The sequence below is a fragment of the Gordonia oleivorans genome (genome assembly GCF_040044975.1).
GTDB lineage: Bacteria > Actinomycetota > Actinomycetes > Mycobacteriales > Mycobacteriaceae > Gordonia > Gordonia oleivorans.
The window spans coordinates 1-26,940 of sequence record NZ_JBDZDI010000011.1 but is presented as its reverse complement, the minus strand read 5'-3'; the positions used below and the strand labels follow the sequence as shown (position 1 = coordinate 26,940).

General features: G+C 65.6%; 23 protein-coding genes and 3 pseudogenes. 16 read left to right on the top strand and 10 right to left on the bottom strand.

What is annotated here, in order from left to right:
* Nucleotides 1-100: 100 nt before the first annotated feature.
* From ABLE92_RS16015 to ABLE92_RS16005, 3 genes are all read left to right on the top strand, one after another.
* A complete protein-coding gene (locus ABLE92_RS16015) occupies nucleotides 101-1,252 on the top strand; it encodes a tyrosine-type recombinase/integrase (RefSeq protein WP_006368699.1) in 1,152 nt (383 codons plus the stop codon).
* Complete coding sequence (locus ABLE92_RS16010) at nucleotides 1,249-1,614, top strand: helix-turn-helix domain-containing protein (protein WP_006368700.1); 366 nt, start codon at nucleotides 1,249-1,251, stop codon at nucleotides 1,612-1,614. The genes ABLE92_RS16015 and ABLE92_RS16010 overlap by 4 nt, the downstream gene beginning before the upstream one ends.
* A 406-nt stretch (nucleotides 1,615-2,020) precedes the next feature.
* Nucleotides 2,021-3,091, top strand: coding sequence for a hypothetical protein (locus tag ABLE92_RS16005; RefSeq protein WP_348805778.1), 1,071 nt, complete (start codon nucleotides 2,021-2,023; stop codon nucleotides 3,089-3,091).
* 114 nt (nucleotides 3,092-3,205) lie between these two features.
* Here the strand turns inward: ABLE92_RS16005 and ABLE92_RS16000 are convergent.
* The 3 genes and pseudogenes from ABLE92_RS16000 to ABLE92_RS15990 form a co-directional block, all read right to left on the bottom strand.
* Nucleotides 3,206-3,529: pseudogene (locus ABLE92_RS16000) on the bottom strand (integrase core domain-containing protein); the annotation flags it as partial.
* 28 nt (nucleotides 3,530-3,557) lie between these two features.
* Complete coding sequence (locus tag ABLE92_RS15995; RefSeq protein WP_425476265.1) at nucleotides 3,558-4,883, bottom strand: IS30 family transposase; 1,326 nt, start codon at nucleotides 4,881-4,883, stop codon at nucleotides 3,558-3,560.
* An 83-nt stretch (nucleotides 4,884-4,966) separates the two neighbouring features.
* Nucleotides 4,967-5,967, bottom strand: a pseudogene (locus ABLE92_RS15990) (IS3 family transposase); the annotation flags it as partial.
* 624 nt (nucleotides 5,968-6,591) lie between these two features.
* Here ABLE92_RS15990 and ABLE92_RS15985 point away from each other — a divergent pair.
* Genes ABLE92_RS15985 through ABLE92_RS15975 form a run of 3 tightly spaced genes read left to right on the top strand, consistent with a single transcriptional unit; the run spans nucleotide 6,592 to nucleotide 8,954 of the window.
* Nucleotides 6,592-7,104 (top strand): Chromate resistance protein ChrB, encoded by a 513-nt coding sequence (locus ABLE92_RS15985; protein ID WP_006372941.1) that lies wholly within the window; start codon nucleotides 6,592-6,594, stop codon nucleotides 7,102-7,104.
* A gap of 30 nt (nucleotides 7,105-7,134) precedes the next feature.
* Entirely contained in the window at nucleotides 7,135-7,746 is a 612-nt protein-coding gene (locus tag ABLE92_RS15980) for a phosphatase PAP2 family protein (protein ID WP_006372942.1), read from the top strand.
* A complete protein-coding gene (locus tag ABLE92_RS15975) occupies nucleotides 7,746-8,954 on the top strand; it encodes an MFS transporter (RefSeq protein ID WP_006372943.1) in 1,209 nt (402 codons plus the stop codon). Before ABLE92_RS15980 ends, ABLE92_RS15975 begins: the two co-directional genes overlap by 1 nt.
* Before the next feature lie 305 nt (nucleotides 8,955-9,259).
* Here ABLE92_RS15975 and ABLE92_RS15970 read toward each other — a convergent pair whose 3' ends face one another.
* Both ABLE92_RS15970 and ABLE92_RS15965 read right to left on the bottom strand, forming a co-directional pair.
* Nucleotides 9,260-10,420 (bottom strand): sensor histidine kinase, encoded by a 1,161-nt coding sequence (locus ABLE92_RS15970; RefSeq protein ID WP_006372944.1) that lies wholly within the window; start codon nucleotides 10,418-10,420, stop codon nucleotides 9,260-9,262.
* Nucleotides 10,417-11,106 (bottom strand): response regulator, encoded by a 690-nt coding sequence (locus ABLE92_RS15965; RefSeq protein ID WP_006372945.1) that lies wholly within the window; start codon nucleotides 11,104-11,106, stop codon nucleotides 10,417-10,419. Before ABLE92_RS15965 ends, ABLE92_RS15970 begins: the two co-directional genes overlap by 4 nt.
* Before the next feature lie 202 nt (nucleotides 11,107-11,308).
* Here ABLE92_RS15965 and ABLE92_RS15960 point away from each other — a divergent pair, with 202 nt between their 5' ends.
* The 3 genes from ABLE92_RS15960 to ABLE92_RS15950 all read left to right on the top strand — a co-directional run bounded on the left by ABLE92_RS15960 (nucleotide 11,309) and on the right by ABLE92_RS15950 (nucleotide 15,810).
* Nucleotides 11,309-11,551, top strand: a complete 243-nt coding sequence (locus tag ABLE92_RS15960) for an SHOCT domain-containing protein (RefSeq protein ID WP_006372946.1) — start codon at nucleotides 11,309-11,311, stop codon at nucleotides 11,549-11,551.
* 52 nt (nucleotides 11,552-11,603) lie between these two features.
* Entirely contained in the window at nucleotides 11,604-14,021 is a 2,418-nt protein-coding gene (locus tag ABLE92_RS15955; protein ID WP_006372947.1) for a heavy metal translocating P-type ATPase, read from the top strand.
* A gap of 340 nt (nucleotides 14,022-14,361) precedes the next feature.
* Nucleotides 14,362-15,810, top strand: coding sequence for a multicopper oxidase family protein (locus ABLE92_RS15950; RefSeq protein ID WP_247609003.1), 1,449 nt, complete (start codon nucleotides 14,362-14,364; stop codon nucleotides 15,808-15,810).
* Nucleotides 15,811-15,847: 37 nt separating this feature from the next.
* Here the strand turns inward: ABLE92_RS15950 and ABLE92_RS15945 are convergent, their stop codons facing one another.
* The gene (locus ABLE92_RS15945; protein WP_006372949.1) at nucleotides 15,848-16,573 is read right to left on the bottom strand and encodes a sulfocyanin-like copper-binding protein; all 726 of its coding nucleotides are present in this window, start codon (nucleotides 16,571-16,573) and stop codon (nucleotides 15,848-15,850) included.
* 5 nt (nucleotides 16,574-16,578) lie between these two features.
* Nucleotides 16,579-16,863, bottom strand: a complete 285-nt coding sequence (locus ABLE92_RS15940) for an SHOCT domain-containing protein (protein WP_006372950.1) — start codon at nucleotides 16,861-16,863, stop codon at nucleotides 16,579-16,581.
* A gap of 1,132 nt (nucleotides 16,864-17,995) precedes the next feature.
* Between ABLE92_RS15940 and ABLE92_RS15935 the strand changes: the two genes are divergently transcribed.
* Together ABLE92_RS15935 and ABLE92_RS15930 are read left to right on the top strand one after the other, a co-directional pair.
* Nucleotides 17,996-18,439, top strand: coding sequence for a hypothetical protein (locus ABLE92_RS15935; RefSeq protein ID WP_311278338.1), 444 nt, complete (start codon nucleotides 17,996-17,998; stop codon nucleotides 18,437-18,439).
* A gap of 27 nt (nucleotides 18,440-18,466) precedes the next feature.
* Nucleotides 18,467-18,796: a hypothetical protein gene (locus ABLE92_RS15930; RefSeq protein ID WP_006438351.1), complete on the top strand. Its 330-nt coding sequence runs from the start codon at nucleotides 18,467-18,469 to the stop codon at nucleotides 18,794-18,796.
* Between the two features lie 38 nt (nucleotides 18,797-18,834).
* Here the strand turns inward: ABLE92_RS15930 and ABLE92_RS15925 are convergent, their stop codons facing one another.
* From ABLE92_RS15925 to ABLE92_RS15915, 3 genes and pseudogenes are all read right to left on the bottom strand, one after another.
* Nucleotides 18,835-19,215: a BlaI/MecI/CopY family transcriptional regulator gene (locus tag ABLE92_RS15925; protein ID WP_006438350.1), complete on the bottom strand. Its 381-nt coding sequence runs from the start codon at nucleotides 19,213-19,215 to the stop codon at nucleotides 18,835-18,837.
* Between the two features lie 47 nt (nucleotides 19,216-19,262).
* Entirely contained in the window at nucleotides 19,263-20,495 is a 1,233-nt protein-coding gene (locus tag ABLE92_RS15920; protein ID WP_006438349.1) for a sensor histidine kinase, read from the bottom strand.
* Nucleotides 20,485-21,186: pseudogene (locus ABLE92_RS15915) on the bottom strand (response regulator transcription factor). Before ABLE92_RS15915 ends, ABLE92_RS15920 begins: the two are co-directional and overlap by 11 nt.
* A gap of 282 nt (nucleotides 21,187-21,468) precedes the next feature.
* Here ABLE92_RS15915 and ABLE92_RS15910 point away from each other — a divergent pair.
* From ABLE92_RS15910 to ABLE92_RS15890, 5 genes are all read left to right on the top strand, one after another.
* The gene (locus ABLE92_RS15910) at nucleotides 21,469-22,602 is read left to right on the top strand and encodes a PLP-dependent cysteine synthase family protein (RefSeq protein WP_035718250.1); all 1,134 of its coding nucleotides are present in this window, start codon (nucleotides 21,469-21,471) and stop codon (nucleotides 22,600-22,602) included.
* A 3-nt stretch (nucleotides 22,603-22,605) separates the two neighbouring features.
* Nucleotides 22,606-23,874: an MFS transporter gene (locus ABLE92_RS15905; RefSeq protein WP_006357626.1), complete on the top strand. Its 1,269-nt coding sequence runs from the start codon at nucleotides 22,606-22,608 to the stop codon at nucleotides 23,872-23,874.
* A 103-nt stretch (nucleotides 23,875-23,977) separates the two neighbouring features.
* Complete coding sequence (locus ABLE92_RS15900; protein WP_006438347.1) at nucleotides 23,978-24,184, top strand: heavy-metal-associated domain-containing protein; 207 nt, start codon at nucleotides 23,978-23,980, stop codon at nucleotides 24,182-24,184.
* Between the two features lie 92 nt (nucleotides 24,185-24,276).
* Entirely contained in the window at nucleotides 24,277-25,227 is a 951-nt protein-coding gene (locus tag ABLE92_RS15895) for a DUF8832 domain-containing protein (protein WP_006357624.1), read from the top strand.
* A 77-nt stretch (nucleotides 25,228-25,304) separates the two neighbouring features.
* Nucleotides 25,305-26,940 (top strand): heavy metal translocating P-type ATPase (locus tag ABLE92_RS15890; RefSeq protein WP_348805776.1); only part of this gene is annotated, 1,636 nt, incomplete at its 3' end.

Sequence of the window (26,940 nt, the reverse complement as noted above, 5' to 3'; positions counted from 1 at the left end):
GTCCGCCGGGACCGAGACGTGCCTTGGAAATGCCGTGGCCCGACGGGGGTATCCGCGCACGTCTATTCATTAGATGAATGCAAGCGTAGGATACGCGGTTATGAGCGGTGAGCATCCACTGCCAGGCAGTGCTCCGTTGCGTCTGATCTCGTCCGGCGCGGAGTTGCTCCGCCCTGACGAGCAAGTGTGGACGGAGATGCTCGAGGGGTGGAAATCCGCGTTGATGGCCCGAACGTTGAATGCCTCTACGATCCATGGGTACCTACGTGTGCTGAGCGATTTTCAGGATGTCGCCGGCGATTACCCCTGGCGGTGGATGCCGCAGGACGTCGACGACTACGTCACCACCCTGCACGCACGCAACGGCGGAACGGCCGCCAAGTCGACAGTCCGCGCCTACCTGATGGTGATCCGAGGATTCTGCAGCTTCCTCTGCGAGCCGGCGTATCGGTGGCCCGATCTGTGCGCGGAGGTCTTTGGCGAGTACCCGTCGCAGATCTGCTTTGCCTACAACTTGCCGGTTCATGTCTCTGACAACGAGGCAGAACCGCAGCGAAGAGCGTTCTCCCGCAGTGAAGTCCAGACTCTGTTCGATTTCTTCGACGACGAGGTCGAACGACTGTACGCGCAGAACAGCAAGGCATGGCTGACCACTCTGCGGGATTCCTGTATCGCCAAGGTCGCCTACGCCTACGGCCTGCGCCGTCAGGAGGTCTTGCGTCTACAGATCCACGACTTTGGCCCGAATCCACATGTGCCACAATATAAAGCGTATGGCGCCGTCTATGTTCGGTTTGGCAAAGGGTCACGAGGATCGGCACACAAGCGTCGCACCGTGTTGACGGTACCGCTGATGGACTGGGCCTCCGACGTCCTCGAGGCCTGGGCAGGTCCCCAGGGCTGTCGGCAACTGATGCGCCAGGCGGACGACTCGCCCTGGTTGTGGCCGTCAGAACGCGGTCAGCAACTGACCCTGAACTCTTACGCCACACGGTTCACCAACTATCGCCGACGTGCCGGACTATCAGATGGATTGTCGCTGCACGGATTTCGCCGCTCCTACGTCACTCACCTGATCGAAGATGGCTACGACCCGTTGTTCGTGCAACAGCAAGTGGGCCACGAGCATTCATCGACCACTGCGCTCTACACCCAAGTCAGTTCGGACTACCGGCAGAAAACCCTGCAGCGCATGATCCGGGAGCGCCTGGCTTCCGCAGACATCCCCTACGGCGAAAGCAGCCACGCATGAACGTTCAGAAGCGCGTCGATTTCCATTGGAACCTCCGAAAACTCATGGCCGAGCGTAACCTCTGGAAGTCAACAGAATTGGTCACCCTGCTGCGCAGCCGCGGGGTCACGTTGTCCCAACCCCAGGCCTACCGGTTGATGACGGGCAAACCGGAACGCATCAACAGCCGGGTGCTCGCCGCGCTCTGCGACATCCTCGACTGCTCCCCCGCCGAGTTGTTCGAGCCCGTGGTCGTCATGCAGGGACGAGCCACCGCATCGGCCCCCGACATCGTGCCCGCTGGGGACGCCAGGCCGAAGCGGGCTCCCGGGGTTCGTCGGGTCCGTGTGGTGGAGTCCGACGAGGGTCCAGACCATGCGTAGCGCACGGTGATGGTCGATGGCACGACCCAAGCCCGCACCTGAACCTGATCGCTACGAACCGTGCGAACGGTGCGGACAGGCCTACCTGACCGCGGCGTGGTGGCAAGACACCCCGATCTGCTGCTACTGCTACAACCAAGCCAAACGTGTTGTCGGACAATGTGTTGAGTGCGGTCATGTGGGTATCGTTCCGGGCCGTACACCGACCGGCCGATATCTGTGCCGTGGCTGTAGCGGGATCCGACTCAACGTCGACTGTGCCGAATGCGGTGCCGAGGCCGAACTCTACCGGCGCGGGCACTGCTGGCGATGCGAACTGGCCCACCAGGTAGACGAGCTGCTCACCCATCCGCAGACAGGCACCATCAACCCACACCTGATCGGCCTGGCCCAGGCGATCAAGCAGATGCCACGCCCGAACAGCGGTGTCACCTGGCTGCGCAGCCCAACAGTGCGCACCGTGCTCCGCCAGATAGCCGCCGCCGACGCTATCGATCAGCACCTGCTGGCCTCGCTGCCGGTAAACCGATCAGCCACACATATCCGCGCGCTGCTCGATGAGCACGGAATCGCCGGCGCCCGCCTCGACTACCGAACCCGATTCAGCGTCTGGGCCGACGACAAGCTCGCAACACTGACCAGTCCCGACAATCAGCTCGTGATGCGCAGCTACATACGGTGGCACCTGTCGCGGCGATTCGACGACACCTGCACCAACGGAACATTTCTCGCGGCCAAGCAAGGCGTCACCGTGGCAATCGATTTCCTCAACTTCCTCGATATTCTCGAGATCCCCATCGGCGACGTCGACCAATCCCAGGTCGACACATTCATCGCATCCGGTACCGAAACCAACCGACTCCTCACTCGATTTCTCCCCTGGGCAATCGCCACATACCAGTTGCCGCCGTTGAGGATAACGCCGCATCAGCGTGGTACCGCCCCGGCCAAGACCAACGCCGAGCAAGTCGAACAACTCACTCGCCTATTCTCCAACGAGGAGCTCACTCCGCGGGATCGACTTGCCGCTGCACTGGTCGTCGTGTTCGGGCAACCCACCCACAAAGTAGCGTCACTGCGATGGGATCAGATTTGGCGTGAGGAGCCGTGCACCATCACCCTCGGAACGCACCCGATCACCTTGGAGTCACCGCTCGAGCAGCTCGTCGCCGAAGTCGCCGCAGCAACCACCAACAGGCAAACCGCAGCACACACCGAATCGCCCTGGGTGTTCCCCGGCTATCAGCCCGGCAATCATCTCAACGAGAGCCACCTGCGACTGCGGCTCAAGGCTCTCGGATTTCCCTCCCTTGAAACGCGTTTGGGAACATGGCAGACCATCACACAGACATCGCCACCGCCCATACTCGCCGACGCGCTCGGCATACATCCGAATACCGCTCTCCAGCACGCACTCCGCGGCTCAAGTGAATTCGGCGCCTACGTTGCCGAGCGGGCACCAGAAGCGAACTCCTGATCGACAACCGTATTGACGGCCAAGTCCGCCGGAAATCGGGGGTCGTGATTGCGTTCCCTCCGACCGCAGTCGGAGGATACAAGGTGAATCGCCCCGGGTTTGGTGCACACCTGGTTACTGGTGTGCCTCCACGACTGTGGCGGCACGTTGAGTGTAGTAGTTCTGCTCGGCCTCGATCGGTGGGATGCGCCCGAGTCGGTGCATGAGCCGGCTGGTGTTGTACCAGCCGACCCACACCGCGGTCAGGTGCTCGACGTCCCCAACCCCGGACAGTGGACCAGTGCGAAACGGCGAATCATCGCGTACCGCTTCGGTTTTGAACAATCCAATCGTCGTCTCGGCGAGCGCATTGTCGTAGGCGTCACCAACCGTACCGATCGATGGGATCAGCCCCGAAAGCTCCAGCGTCTCTCCGCACCGCACCGACGTGTACTGGGCGAGTTCAACCGGTCGATGCAACACCGGGCTACTGCAGGGAGCGTAGCTGCTCGGCGAAGACCTCGGCCGGGGTTCGCCAGCCGAGGACCTTGCGTGGCCTGTTGTTGATCGCCAGAGCGACGGCCTCGAGGTCCTCGGCGGACCACCGGGACAGATCGGTTCCCTTCGGGAAATACTGGCGCAGCAGGCCGTTCGTGTTCTCGTTCGTCGGTCGTTGCCAGGGCGAGTGCGGGTCGGCGAAGAACACTCTCGTGCCGGTCTCGAGAGCGAACCGGGCATGACCGGACAGCTCCTTTCCGCGGTCCCAGGTCAAGGTCTTGCGGAGCTGCTCGGGAAGCGTGGTCATCGATGTCGTCAGCGCGGCGTTCATCGCGACGGCGCCGTAGCCACCGAGGGACGGACCGTTCTTCACAGGCGGCCTCTCGCCCCACCCCTCCAATCGAGGCAGGTGCACCAGGATCGTGGAGCGGCTGCTGCGCTCGACGAGCGTGCCGATCGCGGACCGGCCGGTCCCGATGATCAAGTCGCCTTCCCAATGCCCTGGGACAGCACGGTCTTCGGCTTCGGCGGGGCGTTCGCTGATCACCACGTCCGCGGTGACATGTCCCTGCGGCTTGTTCTGCGATCGGCTACGGGGCACCCGCAGTGCCCGGCCGGTGCGCAGGCATGTGACCAACTCCCGTTTCAGGGCGCCTCGACCTTCGATGTACAACGATTGGTAGATCGCCTCGTGACTGATGCGCATGGACTCATCCTCCGGGAAATCAACTTTCAGCCGGTGCGAGATCTGCTGCGGGCTCCATGCCGTCGCCCACCGTCGGTCCTGCCGATGCGGCTTGTTCAGTCCTTTCCACGCGGGCGTGTCGGGGCCTGCGACGGCGGTGCCGTCGGGCCGGCGGACGGCCCCGGAGAGCCGCTCCTGCACATACTCACGCAACCTGTCGTTGTCTACCAGCTTTGCCGTTTTCGGGCGTTTCGCGGCTTGCTGCGCTTTCCACTGCGCCACTCCGGCTCGGTAGACCTGCGTGCCGCTGCGGGTCGCCGCGTTGCGGCGCAGCTCGCGTGAGATCGTCCCCGGGTCGCGTCCGATCCGACGGGCGATCTCCCGCACGCCGACATCCTGGGCGCGCAACAGTGCGATCTCCTCACGCTCGGTGAACGACAGGTAGCGGCCCGTGGGCTCGTCCAGGCTGATCGGCGGCATGCCGCCAGCGTGACGGAACCACCGGGACCCGACCGGCCACGACACGCCGACGGCCTCCGCGGCGTCGGCAGTCGTCGCTCCTGAGGCGATCCGCCGCCAGAAATCGCGCTGCACCGCACGCGAGGGTTCCGGTCTCCCCGGTGACCGCATCGACGGGCGCAACGCCCGATCCGCCGCCCACTGCCGGCGGGCACCCACCGGCGCCTGGCGTGTCTGCTTGTTGCTGCGTCCCATCGCACACCTCCGTCATCGAGGTGTTGCGACGACCGATTGAATCCACCCTGTGAGCCGGCGTCGGAATGATGAATTGTGTTGCCCGACATGGCATTACCTTCACGCTCGCGGAGCTGGGCGGCATGGCGGATCGCGGTCCGAACGAACCGGTCGGTCTTGGTCGCAGCGCATTCCCAGCCGACGATCCGCCCGGCGAACGCGTCGATCACGAACGCCACGTACACGAACACCCCGCTGGCCAGTGCCACGTAGGTGAAATCGGCGACGACCAGTACGTTCGGTGCTGCCACCCGGAACTGGCGTTTGACCAGGTCCACTGCCCGCGGAGCCGACGGATCCGCGATGGTGGTGCGCACCTTCTTGCGGCGGGTGACCCCATGCCAGCCGTTGGCGCGCATCAAGCGTTCCACCGTGCACCGAGCCACCGGGATGCCGTCGCGCTGCAGGTGAGCCCACATCTTCACCGCCCCGTAGAGCGATTCTGGCCGACGTTTTCCGTCCTTGTCGGGTTCGTAGTAGCCAGCCAGCACTTCGGTGATCGTGGTGTCCCACAGCGCCCGTTTCGACACTGGACGTGCCTGCCATGCGTAGAAGGTTCTCGGGGAGATCGGCGCGCCGTGCTCGGTGAGCACGCGACAGATCTGAGCGACCCCGAACCGAGCCCGATGCTCGGTGATGAACGCACACACTACCGATGTCGCGGGTCGCTCTCCCGCGCGAAGAAAGTCGTTGCCGCCTTGAGGATTTCGACGGTTTCCTCCAGCTCGGCTACTTTGCGTTTCAGCGCGCGCATCTCAGCGGTCTCCTCGCGTGTCACACCCGGCTTCTTGCCTTCATCAACCTCGTGCTGGCGCACCCACTTGCGCAGAGTCTCGGTGTTGAGCTTGAGCCGCTGTGCCGTGGCCGTAATCGCCGCGTACTCGCTCGGATACTCCTCACGATGCTCGGTGACCAACCGCACAGCCTTGGCCCGGGTCGCCTCGTCGTACTTCTTCGGCATGATGCCAACTTTCCCTCACATAGAGGTGTGCACCAAACCCGGGGACGTTCAGCCTCAATGTCTGTTCGGTTGTGCACCCCAGCGCTCTGTCCCCCGTGGGTTCGATATTCGTCACTGTGACGTTTCGTGTTGTTGCACGTTGCTTGCTGGACAGGTCATTTGGCGTTTCCTGTCCGTGGCCCCAGGTGTGGTCGTCCGCTGGGATCGATGCGCGCCTCCCTCCGATCACAGCGAGAGACGCTCGGATACTCGACAAAATCAAAAGTAAAAAGAAATTCAACCCCGGACCACTAGGTACGTTCCGCGGACTTGGTATGTACCTGATGTACCCGAACTGAGGCATAGCCTTTTCAGTGAACGCGGTCCCGTTTGGCACGTTGAACTACCTAGCGCGAACCGGCGGAGTCGACATGCGCAATCAGTCTGGTTGGGAACCCCATCGTTTCGATCTCGCGCAGGTTCGCGCGTTCGGCCCCTCAAGAATTTCCTGTTCTGTTCAGTCCGCTGGCGACAGGGTCCACGATTTGCCGAGCCTGCCTGGCACTTGCTACAGGTACAGAAGTAACGTCTGTTACATTCACAGTCGTGACAGAAGTTCAGACGTCGGCTCGATGGCTGGTGCTGATGGTTCGGGTGCCGACCGAGCCGTCGCGGCATCGGGTGGCGGTGTGGCGTGAACTGCGTCGTGTGGGCGCGTTGCAGGTCGGCCAGGGCGTGTGGGTGGTGCCTGATGTTCCGGTGTTCGCCGACGGCGTCGCGCGGGTGATCGAGCTGGCGCGGCGAGGCGAGGGTGAGGTGCTGGTGCTCGATGCCACGGGCCATGCCGACACCGACACCGCACGGTTGCAGGCGCTGTTCACCGCCGAGCGTGATGAGGAGTGGGCGGAGTTCCTGGCCGATTGTGCCGGGTTCGATGCCGAGATCGACAAGGAGATCGCCAAAGCCAAGTTCACGATGGCCGAACTCGAGGAAGAGGAGCAGAGCCTGGAACGGCTGCGGCGCTGGCATCGCGACATCACGGCCCGCGACGTGTTTGGTGCACCCGTGGCCGCCGAGGCCGAGCAGCAGCTCAAACACTGCGCTGACCGGCTGGCCGACTACACCGAGCGGGTCTTTCAGGCCCTGCACCAGATGTAACCGACTGCCAACGAACCCGAGGGAGCCTCCATGAACTTGGATACACGAGTTTTCGACGACATCAACGACTTTGCCCGCGCTACCCCGTGGCTGCATCCGATCGTGTCCGGCTACGCCACATACGGTCTAGTGCTGTTCGCAATACTACTGCTGGCAGGATGGTGGACCGCGCGGCGCGACGGCGATCGTGTGCGGATGGTGGCGGCGGTGTGGGCGCCGCTGGGCGTGTTGATCGCGGTGGCGATCAACCAGCCGATCGCCGCCGCGGTCGACGAGACCCGTCCCTGTAACGCGTTGCACGACATCGTGGTTCTGCATTGCAATACCGATGCCGGGTTCCCCAGCGACCACGCGGTCATGGCCGGCGCGGTGACGGCGGGGCTGTGGCTGGTGCACCGGCGACTCGCGGTGATCGCCGCCGTGGCTGCGGTCGTGATGGCGTTCGCGCGGGTGTACATCGGCGCGCACTACCCCCAAGACGTGTTGGCGGGTCTCGTGCTCGGGGCCGCGGTCAGTCTGCTCGGGTTCTACCTCGCCCGGCCGCTTCTTTCGCGGCTGCTGGCCCTGCTCTGCGGTACTCCATTGAGCATTCTGTTCACCAGCACCGCCGCTGAGCCTGGCACCGCACGGCGAGAGTCGTGATGAGCGCTGTCCCCGATGCCCGCACCGGTGGCGGTCGGGCGCGGCTACTACCGCTGTATGCGGCGGGGTTCGTGACCGCGTTCGGCGCCCACAGCATCGCGGCCAGCCTCGCCGGATACACCGGGGAACAGCACGCGAGCCTGCTCACCCTGGGTGTGCTGTTGGCCGTTTACGACGGGGCGGAGGTGCTACTCAAACCCGTCTTCGGGACGCTGTCCGACCGCGTCGGCGCACGGCCGGTGCTGCTGGGCGGACTGGTGGCGTTCACGCTCGCGTCCACGGCATTCGTGGTGGTCGGCAATCCGGGCCTGGTCGGTGTCGCGCGGTTCGGCCAAGGTGCCGCCGCTGCCGCGTTCTCCCCGGCCGCCGGGGCGATGCTCGCCCGGCTGACCCCGGCGGGCGGACACGGGCGCGTGTTCGGCAGCTATGGCGCGTGGAAAGGGTTGGGATACACCCTCGGCCCGCTGCTGGGCGGTGTCCTCGTCGCCCTCGGCGGCTACCGACTGCTGTTCACCGCGCTCGCCGTGCTCGCCGCCTCGGTCGCACTGTGGGCGGCGTTGGTCGTGCCTGCTGTCGAGGTGCTGCCGAAGACCCGTCAGACCGTGGTGGATCTGGCACGCCGCCTGACCAGTGGTTGGTTCCTTCGCCCGACTGCGGCGTTGGCCGGAGCCACTGCCGCGCTCGCGGTTGGAGTCGGGTTCCTGCCTGCGATCGGTTCCCGCCACGGCCTGGGCCCGCTGGCCACTGGAGCTGTCGTGTCGCTGCTCGCCGCCACCGCAGCGGTCGTTCAACCACGCGTTGGCCGCGCCCGCGACGCCGGACGGCTGAAGGATCGATCCGGGATGGCAGCCGGGCTGCTGCTGGCCGCGATCGGGATCGAGGTCGCAGCAGCCGTGCCGGCAACAGTCGGCACGGTGTGCGCGGCCGTCATGATGGGGGCCGGTACGGGACTCATCACCCCCCTCGGATTCGCCCACTTGGCCGCGACGAGCCCACCCGAACGGCTCGGGCAGACCATGGGAGCCGCCGAACTCGGCCGCGAACTCGGCGACGCGGGCGGCCCGCTTCTCGTCGGCATCACCGCCACCGCCGCCACGCTCAACACCGGGCTGCTCACCCTCGGCGCGGTGCTCGCCGGCCTCGCGGCCGCGATAGCCCTGACCGCGCAGACAACCACCGTCGCGAACCCCGGCACCGGCGCTGCCTGACACCGCGAAAACCGCACCATCTGCCGCTGTGGGCTGCGGAGGCCTGCGCCACCACATCAGCATCGATGCAACGCCGACAGTTCATCTGGTCAACAGCGAGGCAAAATACATTGCGGTTCAAGCGATTACCGCGCGGTGTGCAGGGTCGAACACCGTGCTTGGTCGGTTTGAGCTTCCAGGTGCGCTACCTGATCGACGGTCCCTTCCCCACTGGCGTCGTTCTCGTCGACACCGGGTCACCCTCTACGGATTCGGCTGAGCAAAGCCGTTGTGTGGAAAGAGTTCCCGGTGCGTCTGCATGACCGTCACTCGGGTCGATCGCTGGCATCGTGTGTGGTGGTGGGCAGCTTCATGGTAAACCGCGCGCCTGTGCCGGGACCGTCGCTGTGTGCGGTGAGGGTGCCGCCGTGGGCTTCGACGAGGGTGCGGGCGATGGTCAGTCCGATTCCGCTGCCGCCTTCCTGACGGCCGCGGGCGGTGTCTGCGCGGTAGAAGCGGTCGAACAGGTGCGCGAGATGCTCTGGGGGAACGCCTTCGCCGGTATCGGTGACGGTGATCGCGGTCCATCCATCTGGAGTATTGGTGGAGGCGACGGTGACGGTGCCCCCGGCGGGAGTGTGGCGCAGAGCGTTGTCGAGCAGGTTTCCGAGGACCTGTCCGATCCGGTCCGGGTCGACGGTGACGGGGGCTGTATCGGCGTCGTCACAGATCAGTGCGACGTGCGCGGCAGCGTAGCGATCGGAGTGGCTGCGGACTGCGGCGTCGACGAGGGCGCGGGTGTCGGTGTGCACGGGGTTGTTTGCAAGTCTGCCTTCTTGTGCTCGTGAGACGGCGGTGATGTCCTCGGCGAGCCGAGCGAGTCGGGCCGTGCTCGACCGCAGGATTGCGAAGGTCTGAGTGTCGGGCAGGCGCAGACCGTCCTCGAGGGCTTCGAGGTGGGCATCGAGAGTTGCCAGGGGTGTTCGCATCTCGTGGGCCAGGTCGGAGAGCATACGTCGGCGGGTGGTCTCCACCGAGTCCAGTCGGTCAGCGAGTTGGTTGAACGTTTCGGCGAGCTGGTCGAACTCTCGGCCGAGGCCGACACCGGTCAGTCTCGCCGTGTATTGGCCGCTGGCGATCTCGGACGCCGACGCGGCGACCTCGGTGATCGACCGTTGGACACGGCGCGTGAAGTACCAGCTCACCGCCAGTGCGATCAACACCGAAACCATCAGCGCGATGGCCAGAGAGAGGATCATCGCTGAGGTGAACGCCCGCTCGACGTGGGCTGTCTCGGTCTGGGCGTGCGCGATGCCGGCCTGCTGCAGGTGCTTGTGGAACAATCTCGGTGCCACCGCGGCCGCGACCAGCCAGGCGCTCACCGCACCCCCCACGACAACGATTGCCTGCGACACCAGCAGGCGGGTACCGAACCCGGACCCACGGCGCACGCGTGTGGGTGCGGGTGCGGGAGGCGTCGTGGTCACTGCCCCGTCCCCATCCGATATCCGACACCGCGCACGGTGCGCACGAAGATTCCGCGAGTGGCGTCGTCGCCGAGTTTGCGCCGCAAATGCCCGATGTGCACGTCGACCAGGTGTTCGTCGCCGATCCAGCTCGGCCCCCACACCGCGGCTATCAACTGGGCCCTGCTGAACACCACATTCGGATGCTCGGACAACGTGGCAAGGACGTCGAATTCGGTGCGGGTCAACGCAATCAAGGTTTCGTCGATCCGCACCTCGCGGCCCGCCGGGTCGATCGTCAGGGGCCCGAACACGCGGCGCTTCGGCGCTACGGCCGACGCAGCGAGGTCACTCGAGGTTCGAGGCCGACGCAGCATGGCCTGGATGCGGGCGACGAGTTCTCGCGGACTGAACGGTTTGGTCATGTAATCGTCGGCGCCGACCGACAACCCGACCAGGGTGTCGACCTCCTCGGCGCGGGCGGTGAGCATGATGACATAGGCATCGGAGAAGGTGCGTAGCCGTCGACACACCTCGATCCCATCCAGCCGAGGCAGACCCAGATCCAGCACGACCACGTCGGGATCGACCTGCCGTGCGCGCTCGACGGCGTCGAGGCCGTCGTGCACGATCGTGACGTCGAACCCGCTGCGCTCGAGATAACTGCCCATCAACGCCGCGAGAGGCACCTCGTCTTCGACCACCATCGCCCGCAACCCCGTTGGCGCGGTCGCCGCGATGGGGGGCGGGGCTGGACGAGGCTGATCGGAGTCGGACGCCATGTCCCCATCGTGGCGAGAGTCGCGGCTGACGGCATGTTCTTCAGCGAACCTTCATCAAAACCCTGTCCTCGGCGTCGGGTCCGGCGACCAGACTCGGACACGATCGTCGAGGAGAGGAGCCGGCGCGATGGTGGGATCGGGCTTGATGGCGGGGGGTGGCTGGCTGGTGATGGTACTGGCCGTCGCCGCTTTCTGGGTGCTGGTGGTGGTCGGAATCAGGGCGTTGTTTCGACCGGGGCGCCGCCGCGACGATGTTCCCGCGGACAGCGCCGATGACCCGCTGTGGATTCTCGACGACCGCTTCGCCCGGGGAGAGATCGACGCCGACGAGTACTGGGCACGCTATCGGGTTCTTCGCCCGCCGCATTGACCGCGATCCCGAAGGCAGCGCCATTCGGCGCCGAGGAAGAAGGGAAACGGAGATGGCCAACACCACCGTGGTCGAGGTCGGTGGACTGCACTGGGCGACATCGACGGCCACCATCGAATCGGTGCTGGGCCGCCGTCCGGGGGTGGTCTCGGTGACGGCGAACGCGATGAATCAGACCGCCACGGTGACCTACGACCCCGACCGCACCTCGGTATCACAACTGTCGGAGTGGGTGCGTGAGTGCGGCTACCATTGCGCCGGCCGCTCGGTTCCTGAGCATGTGTGCGACCCGATGGGCGAACCGAGTCCGGGCACTGCTCTGTCGACGGCACACGGCGAAGGCCAGCGGACCGGACACCCCGAGCACTCCCTCGACGCCGGACCCGAGGTGCACGGCGAGCGCGCCCCGCAGGAGATGATGGGCCACGGTGGGCATGCCGGCATGTCGATGGATGCGATGGTCCGTGACATGCGCAACCGTTTCCTGGTCGCGCTGGTGCTGTCGATCCCGATCATGCTGTGGTCGCCGATGGGGCGGGACATGCTGGGGTTCACGGTGTCCGCACCGTTCGGGCTCCGTGATGACGTGTTCACCCTGGTGCTCAGTCTTCCAGTGATCTTCTACTCGTCGTGGATCTTTTTCGACGGCGCCTATCGGGCGCTGAAGGCCCGAACCCTGGACATGATGGTGCTCGTGGCCGTGGCGATCGGCACCGGTTGGCTCTACAGCGTCGGGGTGACCCTGACCGGCGGTGGCGACGTGTTCTACGAAGCCGCGTCGATGCTGGCGACGTTCGTGCTTCTCGGACACTGGTTCGAGATGCGTGCCCGCGGTGGGGCCAACGACGCCATCCGCACACTGCTCGAGCTCGCACCGCCCAAGGCGGTGGTGCTGCGCGACGGCGAACTCGTGGAGGTACCCACCGCCGAGGTCGTGGTCGGGGATCTGCTGATGATCCGGCCGGGCGCCAAGGTTCCGGTTGACGGGATCGTCGAGGACGGCAACTCCGAGGTCGACGAATCGATGGTCACCGGGGAGAGCCTGCCGGTGGCCAAGGCCGAGGGGTCGGAGGTGATCGGAGCATCGATCAACACCACCGGCACGCTGCGGGTGCGCGCAACCCGGGTGGGTTCCGACACCGCGTTGGCCCAGATCGTCGCGCTCGTACAGGAAGCCCAGAACTCCAAGGCTCCCGGCCAGCGTCTTGCCGACAGGGCGGCGTTCTGGCTGGTGCTCGTCGCGCTGATCGGCGGATTGGGCACCTTCGTCGTGTGGTGGGCGGTCGACGGCGACGTTCAGGTGGCGCTGCTGTTCGCGATCACCGTCGTCGTCATCACCTGCCCGGACGCGCTCGGCCTGGCCACCCCGACCGCGATCATGGTCGGCACCGGGTTGGGCGCGAAACGGGGGGTTCTGTTCAAGAACGCCGGCGCACTCGAGACCTCCGCCCACGTCGACACGGTGGTGATGGACAAGACCGGCACCCTGACCAAGGGTGAACCGGAAGTGACCGACGTGGTTGTCGACGGGATCGGAGAGGACGAGTTGCTGACCCTCGTAGCGGCGGTCGAACGTGAATCCGAACATCCCCTCGCCGCCGCGATCGTTCGCTACGCGGCCCTCCGCGACGTTGCCACGGTTCGGCTGGAGCACTTCCGCACCATCCCGGGGCAGGGTGCGATCGCGGAGGTAAGCGGGCGCCACATCGCCGTCGGCAATCGGACGCTGATGACCACCGAGGGAGTCGATGTCGGCGCGTTGATGACTCGGCGCGCCGAGTTGGCCTCGAGTGGGCGCACCGCGGTCCTGGTCGCCGTCGACGGCCGCGGCGTCGGGGTCATCGCCCTCGCCGACGCGGCGCGCGAGACCTCCGCCGAGGCGGTGCGCACGCTCCACGAACTCGGTGTGGAGGTGGTCATGCTCTCCGGAGACAACGAGGCGACCGCCCGACGTATCGCCGGGCAGTTGGGCATCGACACGGTCATCGCCGAGGTGCTGCCCGGTGACAAGGCGGACAAGATCGCCGGTCTGCAGCGTCTCGGGAAGAAGGTCGCGATGGTCGGTGACGGCGTCAACGACGCCCCGGCGCTCGCGCAAGCGGATCTGGGCATCGCCATCGGCGCCGGCACCGACGTCGCGATCGAAACCGCCGACCTGGTGCTGATGCGTTCGGATCCTCTCGACGTCCCGCTCGCGTTGCGCATCGGCCGGGGCACACTGCGCAAGATGCGGCAGAATCTCGGGTGGGCCGTCGGCTACAACACCATCGCGTTGCCGATCGCCGCCGGCGTGTTCGAACCTGTCGTCGGGCTGGTGCTGCGCCCCGAAATCGCCGCGTTGTCGATGTCCGGATCGAGTCTGATCGTCGCGGTGAACGCCCTGATGCTCAAGCGACTGCATCTGCCGTCCCCGCCTGAAGCGCAACCGGTGACTCGTCGGGCCCCGGAGCCGATTCCCACCCGATCCTGAGATCGTGCGCTCCCCCACCTGGCTCTCCCGACGAGATTCCGTCTTCTCGCCGCCGGACGACTTCTTCATCGGATCTTCATGGGACAACCCGGTCAACGCATATGAGCGCTGAGCACCATGTGGAGTGAACAGACGTGGCGCAGCGGAGGGTCGCCGCCGCAGTGGTGGTGAGCGACGGGAAATGTCGGTGACGTCATCGTCGCTGCCACTGAGAGTTTCACTCAGATCTGATATGTACCCTAGGGGGGTACCGTATCTACATGCCGATAGTCTCGGCGGAAAGGACGTGAAGGTGAACAAGACTTCCCGCAGGGATGTTCTGGTGGGTGGGCTCGGACTGATGGGGGCGGGAGTTCTCGCGTCGTGTGGCATCAGGTCGGGGGGCTCCGCGACGTCATCGGCCGTATCCGGGTCGTTTGGGGCGCCGCGCCCGATGAACGCGGCAGCCGGGCAGCGGGTGGTCGACGCGTCCTTGACCGCGACCGAGACGACCGTTGATCTCGGCTCGGGGGTGACCGCGCGGACCTGGGCCTACGGCGGTGTCGTGCCGGGTAAGGTCGTTCGCGCGAATGCGGGTGACTTCATCCGCGCGAAGGTGACCAACCGGTTGCCGGCCGACACCACGATCCATTGGCATGGGGTGCAGTTGCGCAATCCTGCCGACGGGGTTCCGGGTGTTACCCAGGACCCGATCGCCTCCGGTGACACGTTCGTCTATGAGTTCACCGCGCCCAATGCCGGCACCCATTTCTTCCACCCGCACGTCGGCGTGCAGATCGACCGAGGCCTGTATGCGCCTCTGATCATCGACGACCCGGGCGAACGCGGCGACTACGACGACGAGTGGATCGTCGTGCTCGATGACTGGACCGACGGCGTCGGGCAAAACCCCGACGACATCCTCGCCGGCTACCAAGCGCAGAACGGAACGCTCTCCGGCATGGGCGGGATGGGTGGTGGCTCCATGCCCGGGATGGGTGGTTCGTCGAGTTCGCCGCTTGGCGACGCGGGCGACGTCGACTACCCGTACTACCTGATCAACGGTCGCGTCCCCACCGCACCGACGTCGTTCTCGTCGAAACCGGGTCGCCGCATCCGGATTCGGTTGATCAACGCCGGCGCGGACACGATCTTCAAGGTCGCCTTGGGCGGTCATCAGATGACGGTGACCCACTCCGACGGCTACCCCGTGGTGCCGCGCACGACCCGCTCGCTCTACATCGCGATGGGCGAACGGTACGACGTCATCGTCACCGCCGGCGACGGCGTGTTCCCGCTCGTCGCCGACGCCGAGGGAAAAAGCGGCCAGGCCCTCGCTCTGCTACGCACCGCCGCCGGCACAGCGCCATCGGCCATGGTGCACCCCACCGAACTCGACTCGGCGGCACTGCTGGGGGCGAGTGATCTCACCGCGGCCGACTCGGCCCAGCTGCCCGCAAAGAATCCCGACGGCACACTCATCGTTCAGCTGGACGGACAGATGACGCCGTATGCCTGGGGTATCAACGGTAAGAAGTATGGCGCGGACACCCCGATGACCGTTCACGCCGACCAGCGGGTGCGGATGCGCATGACCAACATGACAGCGATGGTGCATCCGATGCACATCCACGGGCACAGCTGGGCGCTGCCGGCCAGTGGCGGGCTACGTAAGGACACCGTGCTGATCCGGCCGATGGAGACGATCGTGGCCGACTTCCAGGCCGACAACCCCGGCGACTGGGCCTTCCACTGCCACAACATCTATCACGCCGAGGTGGGGATGATGACCACCGTCAGATACACGTGAGCACCGACACGGTCATCACCCGCCGAGCGGACGCGGGTCACCCAGCAGGAGGAGTCGTCGACGGTGACGCGTTGGTGACGTCGAGTTCGGCGTACATTCCCGCGCCGTAGTGGCCGGCGATGTTGCAGACCAACTCATAACGTCCGGCGGGCAGGTTGATCGTGGTCCAGCCGGTCTCGCCGGCTGTGATGCCGTCCCCTTGCCCAGCGCCACACGACCGGGAGGCCTCCCCCAGACTGCCGGCCTCATCGACCTTGCCGTCCGACCCGATGGTGCGCTGACCGGGCTGCTGCCCGTCGGCGAGCGGGAGCACCACCAGCTCGTGGGTCAGCCAGCCGGAGTTGAGCACTCGGAACAACACCTCACCCGCAGGAACGGAAGTCGGATTGACCGCGACATGCATCATCCCCGGACGGCCCATGATGCCCATGTTCGGCCACTGGAACTGACCCTGCACCGGCCCGTACCCGCCGTTCCCGCCCCGGCCCATCATGCCGCCCATGTCGGCGAGGGTGACGTCGACCACAGTGCCGGGCAAGCCCGGCACGCTACACGACGACGATGACGTGCCCGGGTACCCGCCCATCATGCCCTGGCCCAAGCCGGCGCCATACGCTCCGCTCGGATATGGACCGGTGAAGGCCGGCGACGTGGTGGTGTTGTCCGGTCGGACAGCGTAGATGACTGCCGTGGTTCCGATTCCGAGCACCAGCGATGCGATCACGATGCCGAAGATGGTCCACAGCCGACGACGTGAGCCCATCGCGGTCAGCGGTGTTCTCGCAGCGCTGTCATGCGCTTGCGGTATTCGTCTTCATCGATCTCGCCGCGCGCGAACCGTTCGCCGAGCACGTCTTCGGCCCTCGACGGTCCAGGGCCGGGCTGGCCGGGTCCGGGCACTCCGCCGGAGTGGTGGCGCGGCCCCGAGAAATAGCGGATCGCCAGCACGACGGCCGTGATCACGGCCGCCCAGAAGAGCACCATCATGCTCGCCATCAGGATCCAGCCGCCCCAGCCCCAGCTATTGCCCCACATGTAGCCGTTGTCGTACATCGTCACCGCAACCCTTCTCGCGCTTGCCTGCACAACCTGATGCTCATGATTCCAGCTTGCTCTCGGCGGGGCAGCACTGTCGAGGGACGTTGGTCCGCACGTCACACCCAGAGTGACCGATACGCAACGCCTGTCCGATCTGCCAAGGGGGCTCTCACTCGCATGCCGCGACTTTGGTGGGTGCCACTTCCGTAAGATCTACCACATGCTGCTCGTGGGAACTCGAGACAAAGTGATACGAGTGCTTACCAGTCGTAAATCACTGGGGGAGAGTATCTTTCAAGCGCTCCTTACATAACATCGAGAGATCGCGGGGACCTGAAGTGTTGCTCGTGGCGGTGCTCGCGCATCGATGTCAAACCATCTGGGCCGGCGTCACCCTCGCTGGTCCAAAAGGTGGTGGAGAACGCCCCGGCCGGCGGCGACGGCGGAGTAGCGGCCACGCCGATCGGCCACGCCTGCTGTACTTCGTAGCGCAAACCTTCGAGCGGGTCATCCGCAGCATCTGACCAAACGAACTCGACTTCCGTCCCCGGACGCAAACCCATCGAAGCGAGTGGATCGTTCAGATCGGCTACCGCTAGGAGTCTGAGCGATTGAGCGTCGGCGTACACCCCGCCGGGAGTGTCCGGTGAGTCGAACACACCCCACCCTTTACTGAAATGCCATACCCGCACAACGCCCGTCGACGACATTGCTTAACCGTAGCCGTCACAGCTCCGCGGGGAGACGTCGCAAAAACGTTGATCGTGAGGTAGGACGGGCTAGGAACGAAGTCAGCGCGTAGCGGGTGGCAGCGGGTTGAACGCGTCGTGAGCCATGATTCGTGGTCGAGTTCGATGTCCCAGGCTTCCAAATCGGGGGCGAGGACCAACTCATCGATGCAGGCGGCGGTCCCACCGACGAAGAAGATAGAGCTACTCCCCCTCCGTCAGCGCCCTCCAGCCCACCTAAACTACTATCTAGCATAGTTTCAAGGTTGGCTGTTGGAGGCGTGGTGATCGCAAACATTGTGGCCCAAGGGACACTCCTGGGACTGTTCGGTGCGGTCGTAGCGTGTGGTGTCGCCGCTGCCCGCCAGCCGGATCGAGGTGGGGAGGCGTGGCGGGCGCTTGTTTCGTGTGCGGTGGCCGTGAGTGCGGCCGTCGGCGTGATGGTGGTTGCTCCCCAGGGCGATTTCTCGTCGGCGATCGTGTTGGTGATGCTCTGTGTTGGGGCGCTCATGCTGTTTTCTGTTCATCTGCACGGTACGTCGTTGGCTGTAATGGTTGACCCGCTCGTGTGGATGGCCTCGGCGATGTGGGTGTTCATCGTGTTCGCCGCCACGGGCGCGCCGATCGAGATTGGCGCGGTGCCTGCTGATCCGATCGCCGAGCTGGCGTTGAGGGCGGAGCTCAATCGAACCCCGAGGTGGTCCCGCACAGGCAGTGTGATCGCGATCTTCGGTCTGGTGGCCGCGATAGTCTTCCGCCTGGCCCGGCCGGCCTCCCGCGGTGATGGCTTCGACGCCCTCGTTCCCGGCGCCCACGCCCGATTCCCACAAAATACGAAGGTGGTTAGTAGAAGTGGGGCGTGATGCGAGTGTGCGGAGGAGGTGGTGGGCATGACTGACGGTGTCGAGGTGCCGCGTACGGATCGGTTCGGCCCGCGCGGTCCTGCCCGTACGATCTCTCGTGCGGTGGGCCTTGCCGTGGTGATGTTTGAGGCGGTTGCCGCGTTCTGGCTGGTGATGCTGCTCCGAACGTCGGATCTCGTGCCATCCGACCCGTCAGGAGTCGGGCGCGGTGATCAGGTCGAGCTGCGGATGCTGACCGCGGTGGATGTGCACGACTGGGTGTCGGCGCTGAGTGCTGCGGCCTTCGCTGCGGGTGTGGCCGGTGCGCTGGCGGCGCATCTACTTCCCGCAGTCAAGGGGCGCGCGCCGGTTGAGTAGTCGGGCCGGGATTTCGACTCTTGGAACGTTTCTGTGGCTTAGGCTTTGGTGCCGCCGCCGCGGGTGTGGCGAGGTTTGCGGCTGAGGTATTCGCTGAGCACTTCCCGCTCGGCGGGTGTCACGGTCTGGGCGAAGTGCATCAGTACTGCCGCGGAGTCTCCGCTGGCGTCGAGGACCTGACGCAAGGTGCGTGAGGTGGCCTCCTCGCGGGTCTGCATGGGGAAGTACCGGTAGGCGCGGCTGACTTTTTCTCGACCGACGAACCCTTTTTTGTGCAGGTTGGTGACGACGGTGAGCACTGTGGTGTAGGCCGGTTCGCGGTCGTGGAGTTCCTCGACTAGGTCGTGCACCGACATCGCCGCACCGGCCGACCACAGCACGTCCATCACTGCGCGTTCCAGCGAACCCAGCCCAGTCATTTTCACCCACCATCTCTAGATGCGGGTCAATCTTACGACGGACTACCTCAGTTAGTAGCTCGGTCCCGTTGGAGCGCATCGGCAGCGCCGCGAGGCGGGCGGTGTTCGATGGCTGCGGAGAATTCGGTTCCAGGGGTGCTGCGGTGGATGTGACGTCGTGTTGTGGTCGGCAACGTGATGGTGAAGGTGGCTCCGTGCCCGGTTCCCAGGCTTTCGGCGAGCAAGGTGCCCCCATGGTCTTCGACGATGGAGCGGGCGATGGTGAGTCCGATACCGCTGCCGCCGGCGTCTCGGGTCCGTGAGGAGTCGGTGCGGTAGAAGCGGTCAAAGATGTGTGGAAGGTGTTGAGCGGGAATCCCGTCCCCGCAGTCGACGACGCTGATGCGCACCGCGTGTGCCGGGGCGGTGTCGGCTTTCACTACGACCCGCTGGCCCGGGGAGCTGTGTCGCAGCGCGTTAGTGAGCAGATTGAGCAGTACTTGGCTCATTCGTTCGGCATCGACATCGATGTGTACGCGCGCGGCGGTGGTGACGATGCCCAGCGTGACGCCGGCGTCGGTGAACAGCTCGGCGGCTTCTTCGTAGGTCGCGATGAGCAGTTCGTTGACAGTGATCGTCGAGGGTTGCAATGGCATCTGGTGCTCGTCGGCGCTGGATACGGTCGCGATGTCCTCGGCGAGGCGCTGCAACCGGGTGGTGGCGGTGCGCACGACGTCGAAGGTGTGGGAGTCGGGCGCGCGGACACCGTCCTCGAGGGCGTCGGTGATCGCGCCGATGGTGGTCAACGGGGTGCGCAGTTCGTGGGCGAGGTCTGACAGCATCCGCTTGCGGATGTCTTCCTGGGAGTTCAAACGTTGTGCCAGCTGGTTGATGGCTCGGCTGAGCTGGGTGAACTCAGTGCCGAGCTGGCGATCGGGAACACGGGTGCGGTAGTTGCCTGCGCCGATCGCCACAGCCGAGCGCGCGACGCTGGCGACTGACTGTTGTACGCGGCGAGCCAGGAACCAGCTGACGGCCGTGGCCAGGATCGTCGAGGTGACCAGGGCTGCGGTCATCGAGACGACGATGGAGAAGGTGAATGCGGCCTCGACGTGTTCGGCCTGTGCTGATCCCGGTTCGAGGCTGGACTGGCCGAGGTGATCGTGGAAGGTGTGCGGCGCGACGAACAGTGCCACGATCGCGACGCTGATGCCGCCGCCGCCGATCACGATGGCCTGGGCCAGCATCAACCGGGAGCCGAAGCTGCCCGGGATACGTGCCCGTCGTCGATCACCGTTCATGGCTGTCTCCTCGAGGTTGGCCGTCACCCATCCGGTAGCCCACGCCGCGCACGGTACGGATGAATCGACCGGCCGCGGCGCTGTCGCCGAGTTTGCGGCGCAGGCTGGCGATATGAACTTCGACAACGTGGGCATCGCCGACCCAGTTGGGTCCCCAGATTTCGGTGAGCAGTTGTTCTCGACTGAACACCACACCGGGCCGTCGGCTCAGGGCTTCCAGAACGTCGAATTCGGTGCGGGTCAGTTCCACGAGTGTGTCTTCTACCCGCACTTCACGGCCTTGTGGGTCCAGGGTCAGCTCCCCCAGTGTCCGCGGGTGTGCTGTGTCTACCGCCGAGGTCGGGCGCGGACGGCGCAGCATGGCGTCGATGCGCGCCATCAGCTCACGAGGACGAAACGGTTTGGTGAGGTAGTCGTCGGCTCCAACCGCGAGACCGATGATGGTGTCGACCTCGTCGGCGCGGGCGGTGACCATCACGATTTAGGCGTCGGTGAAGGTGCGTAACTGCCGACACACCTCGACGCCGTCGATCGAGGGCAAACCCAGATCGAGGATGACTACCGCAGGACTCACCGTGCGTGCGGCGGCGATCCCCTCTTGGCCGTCGTGGGCGATGGTGACCACAAATCCGCTGCGCTGCAGGTAGTCGGCGACAACCTCGGCGATGTCAGGCTCATCTTCGATGACCAGCGCGTGTAGCCCGTGCGGTGGTCGGGCCGCCGGCCCACGAAGGTCGTCGTCGACGATGACGCGGTCATGAGGCACGTCCCTATGGTGGCGGTGGTTTACACGACCATCCAACCCCGCGGGCATTCTTGAGCAGATCTTGATCCCGACCGCCGATCAGCCTTGAGGTTGAGTGGGCAAGGTGGCGGTGTCGCCGCGCCGAACGATATGTCCCAGTTCCCTCTCACACTGTTGATCTGCTTTCGGCCCGGCGACATCCTGTCCATCGATGCAGAGGATGCCCGTGTGACTGTCTCCTACAGCCTCACCACCAGTGATCCATTCGCCACCACCTTCCCTGCCGAGGCCACATCGCGCCGTGCTGGGCTGAGTCGTCAGCTGGTCGGCGGCACCCCGGTACTGCGGATCGAAGAACCCTTTGCCGAGCACGGGCACGGTTTCTGGGCCAAGCTGGAGGGCTTCAACCCCGGTGGCATGAAAGACCGGCCGGCGCTGCACATGGTCGAACGCGCCCGCGCCCGCGGCGAGCTGGCCCCGGGGGCGCAGATCATCGAATCAACGAGCGGCACACTGGGATTGGGGTTAGCGCTAGCGGGCATTGTGTTCGGTCATCCGGTGACCTTGGTGACCGACCCCGGACTGGAACCGATCCTGCGGCAAATGCTCGCCGCCTACGGCGCCCGGGTCGATGTCGTCAGCGAGCCCCACCCGGTCGGGGGTTGGCAACAAGCCCGCCGCGACCGTGTGCGCGCCCTGCTCGCACTCGACGAGGCTGCGTGGTGTCCCGACCAGTATTCCAACCCCGACAACGTGACCGGTTACAGCTCACTGGGTGTGGAGCTGATCGCGCAGCTGCGCCATATCGATGTCCTGGTGTGTTCGGTGGGCACCGGTGGGCACTCAGCCGGTGTGGCTCATACTCTGCGGCAGTTCAACCCTGAGCTGGAAGTCGTGGGCGTAGACACCATCGGCTCGACGATCTTCGGCCAGCCCGCACAGTCACGGATCATGCGGGGACTCGGCTCGAGCATCTACCCCCGCAACGTCGCCTACGACCAGTTCAGTGAGGTGCACTGGGTGGCGCCGGCCGAAGCAGTCTGGGCATGCCGCACCCTGGCCGCCACGCAGTACGCCACCGGCGGCTGGAGCGTGGGCGCGGTGGCCCTGGTCTCGGGCTGGCTGGCTCGCACTCGTTCGGCCGATACGCGCATCGCGGCGGTCTTCCCCGATGGCCCCGCCCGCTACTACGGAACCATCTACAACGACGAGTACTGCCAAGCTCACGACCTGATGGACGCCCCAGCGCCCACTGCCCCCCACACCATCAACGATCCGCTGACCCAGGTCGCGAGTAGCTGGACCCGGTGCCCCACCATCATCGACCCCACTCACATGCCGCACACCGAGCCCACGAGCTGACCTATGCGACGCCTCTACCGCAGTTTCCGCAGCTTCGATCGCCCCAGCCAAGTGCTGATGGTCAACCAGTTCACCATCAACCTCGGCTTCTACATGCTCATGCCCTATCTCGCCGCCTATCTCGCCGGCCCGCTGGCCCTGGCGGCATGGGCAGTGGGCCTGGTCCTGGGGATACGCAACTTCTCCCAGCAGGGCATGTTCCTGATCGGGGGAACACTCGCTGACCGCTGGGGGTACAAACCGCTCATCATCGCCGGATGCCTGATGCGGGTCATCGGATTCATCCTACTGGCCCTGGCCAGTTCGCTGCCCGCGATCCTGATCGCCTCGGCGGCAACGGGATTCGCCGGGGCGCTGTTCAACCCCGCCGTCCGCGCCTACCTGGCCGCCGACGCCGGTGAACGTCGCATCGAAGCATTCGCCGTGTTCAACGTCTTCTACCAGGCCGGCATCCTGCTCGGGCCGCTGGTCGGACTGGCGTTGACCGCTTTGGATTTTCGGCTCACCTCCCTGTGTGCGGCAGCAGTTTTCGCGGTCCTGACCCTCGTGCAGATCAAAGCGCTACCCGCAACAACACCAGCCCCAAGCAACACCTCGATCATTCAGGACTGGCGCAGCGTCGTACGTAACCGGCGATTCCTGCTCTTCGCTGTGGCGATGGCCAGCTCGTATGTGCTGTCCTTTCAGGTCTACCTCGCGCTGCCCCTGCACGCCGACCGCATAGCGGACAACCCCACCCTCGCCACCAGCATTGTCACCGCAATGTTTGTGGTGACCGGTCTGGTGGCCATCGCCGGACAGCTACGCATCACCGCATGGTTCGGCAACCGCTGGGGCAGTACCGGCAGCCTGAGCGTGGGAATGACACTGATGGCTGCAGCTTTCCTGCCCCTAGTCGCCAGCGCCGCAACGCATCAGCGCAACATCGCCCTCAACATCGCCGCACTGCTACTCACCGCAGCCCTGCTCGCCGCCGCCACCGCAGCAGTGTTCCCATTCGAAATGGACACTGTGGTGGGACTGGCCCGCGGCACGCTTGTCGCCACCCACTACGGGCTCTACAACACCATCGTCGGGATCGGGATTCTGCTCGGCAATGCCGCGACCGGGTGGCTGTTCAGCGCGGCCACCACCCGCGACATGCCCGAACTGGTGTGGATCGCTTTGGTCCTCACCGGCATAGCGGCGGCGTCCGCCCTGTTGATGTTGCACCGCCGCGGATGGCTCAGCGTCTCCGCCCCCACCGAAGCTCAACCCACCTCCACCCATTGATTACCCTAGGGGGGTAGGGTATAAAGGTGGTGTGGCGAGACGCCACAGCGACAGGCCTCCTGAGGGTCGTCGGCACCACTGCTGTACCGAAAGGGCACATCTCATGAGCACATCGACAGTGATCGTCTCCGGAATGACGTGTGGGCACTGCGCGTCGTCGGTGCGTGAAGAAGTCGGAGCACTGGCCGGCGTGACCGACGTCGAGGTCGACGTGGCCAGCGGGCAAGTCACCATCTCCAGCTCGGCCCCGATCGAGCCCGACGCGATCCGCGTCGCGGTCGAAGAGGCCGGCTACCACCTGGCGCAGTAGCCGATGAGGGGCTGAAGTGTCTGCCCACTGGCGACTTCAGCCCTTCTCCGGGCGGCGTGTGTGTCGCCACCACCGATGACAGGAATCCAGCGATGAATGTTCCAACCAAGCTCGGCGTCTTCGCTGCGGCTCTGCTGATAGTTTTCGCCGCGGCCTATGCCATCGCCGCGGGTGTCGCACCCGATCGGCCACGACCGTCGTCGGCCGAGTCCACCCATGTCGGCCACACTGCCCAACCGTCATCATCTGCGTCCCCCGGTGCCGATCAGGTTCGCGGGGTTTCGCTGGCAGCAGGCGGCTTCATCCTGGGAAATGTGGTGGCACCCCATGCGCCCGGGATGCAAGCACCGCTGAGCTTTGAGATCCTCGACGCCGCCGGGGCCGCGGTCACCGACTTCGCCACCGAGCACGACAAGCAGCTGCACCTGATCGTCGTCCGCGCGGATGGCGCCTACTTTCGACACGTGCACCCCACTCTCTCGCCCGAAGGGCGCTGGTCGCTGCCCTGGCAGTGGGCGACGGGAGGCAGCTACCGGATCTATGCCGACTTCGTGCCCGCCGCCACCGGTCAACCCCTCACCCTGACCAGCACCGTCGAAGTCAGCGGTGACTACCAGCCGGCCCCAGCCGCCGCCGAATCACGACAGTCATCCGTCGACGGGTTCGACATCGAGCTGGCCGGGCACCTGCGCGCGGGAGCCGAGTCCGAATTGACCGTCACCGTGCGGCGAGCAGGACAACCGGTCACTACCTTGCAGCCGTATCTGGGCGCTTTCGGTCACTTGGTGGCTCTGCGTCAGGGCGACCTGGCCTACCTGCATGTTCACCCTGAGGGCGCGGCACCGACCGCCGGTCAACTCGCGGGACCACAGGTCCGCTTCGCCACCACCGCCCCCACCCCGGGCCGCTATCTGCTCTACCTCGACTTCCAGGTCGACGGCGCTGTGCACACCGCCACCTTCGTTCTCGACGCCCCCACCGGCGCCCCGGCCCCGACAACCAACTCCACGGCCCCCTCGGCCGATCCGCACGCCGGACACTAACTCGCTAACCAGCGCCACCCCGGGGCCACTGCACCGAGGCACTGCACCGAGGCGCTCACCCTTCGAGGAACTTCCCCATGACCACCTCAGCTCCGATCCACCCACCTGCGGCCACCGCCGAGCAGACAGGCACCGTCGATGTCGAACTCGCCGTGTCGGGCATGACGTGTGCCTCGTGCGCGGCACGCATCGAACGCACACTGAACAAACTCGACGGAGTGAGCGCCTCGGTGAACTACGCCACCGAAAAAGCTCACGTCAGCGCACGCGCCGGTGTCGACCCCCACCTGCTGATCGAGACCATCGAACAGGCCGGGTACCGCGCTGCGCTGCCCGCCATTCCCACAGGCGCCGACCCCGACGACGACCCTTCGGACGACGACGGGGAGCTCGTGGCCTTGCGTCACCGACTGATCGGTGCGGTGGTTCTCTCGGTACCGGTGATCGCGCTGGCAATGGTCCCGACGTTGCAGTTCACCTACTGGCAGTGGGCGTCGTTGACGTTGGCCGCGCCGGTGATCGTGTGGGCGGCCTGGCCGTTTCATCGCGCCGCGTTGCTCAACCTGCGCCACGGCGCGGCCACGATGGACACCCTGATCTCGGTCGGCACCACCGCGGCGCTGTTGTGGTCGTTGTATGCGTTGTTCTTCGGCACCGCCGGACAACCAGGCATGACCCACGGATTCACCTTGACGGTCGGCGCCTCTGACGGTGCAGGCAACATCTACCTCGAGGTCGCCGCGGGGGTCACGATGTTCGTCCTGGCCGGCCGATACTTCGAGAAGCGGTCCAAACGGCAAGCCGGTGCGGCGTTGCGGGCCTTGTTGGAGCTGGGCGCCAAAGACGTCACGGTGGTCAGGGACGGCCACCAGCATCGGATACCGATCGGCGAGCTCGCCGTCGACGACGAGTTCATTGTGCGGCCCGGCGAGAAGATCGCCAGCGACGGTGTGGTGGTGTCTGGCACCTCGGCAGTTGACGCCAGCATGGTCACCGGCGAGTCGATGCCAGTCCAGGTTGCCCCCGCCGACACCGTGACCGGCGGAACGGTCAACGCCGGCGGGCACCTGCGGGTGCGGGCGACCCGCGTGGGAGCGGACACCCAACTCGCGCAAATGGCCGCGATGGTCGAACGCGCCCAGACCGGCAAAGCCCACGCCCAGCGACTGGCCGACCGGATCTCAAGTGTCTTCGTGCCGGTGGTCATCGCCGTCGCCATCGCTGTCCTCGGCGCGTGGATCGGCGCCGGCTATCCCCTGCAAGCGGCGTTCACCGCCGCGGTCGCTGTGCTGATCATCGCCTGCCCCTGCGCTCTGGGACTGGCCACCCCGACCGCACTTCTGGTCGGTACCGGCCGCGGAGCCCAACTCGGCATCGTGATCAAAGGCCCCGAAGTCCTGGAATCCACCCGAACCGTCGACACCGTTGTCCTCGACAAAACCGGCACGGTCACCACGGGACAGATGACACTCGTCCAGGTCACCACTGCTCCCTCCACCACTCGCGAAGACGTGCTCGCCCTCGCGGGGGCGGTGGAGAATGCCTCCGAGCACCCCGTCGCGGCCGCCATCGCTGCTGGTGCAGCCGCCGAAGTCGGGCCGCTCGACGAGGTCGACGACTTCCGCAACTTCGAAGGTCGAGGCGTGCGCGGTCTGGTCCAGGGACGTGTGGTCACCGTCGGGCGTCCGACGCTGCTGGCCGAACACGGCATCG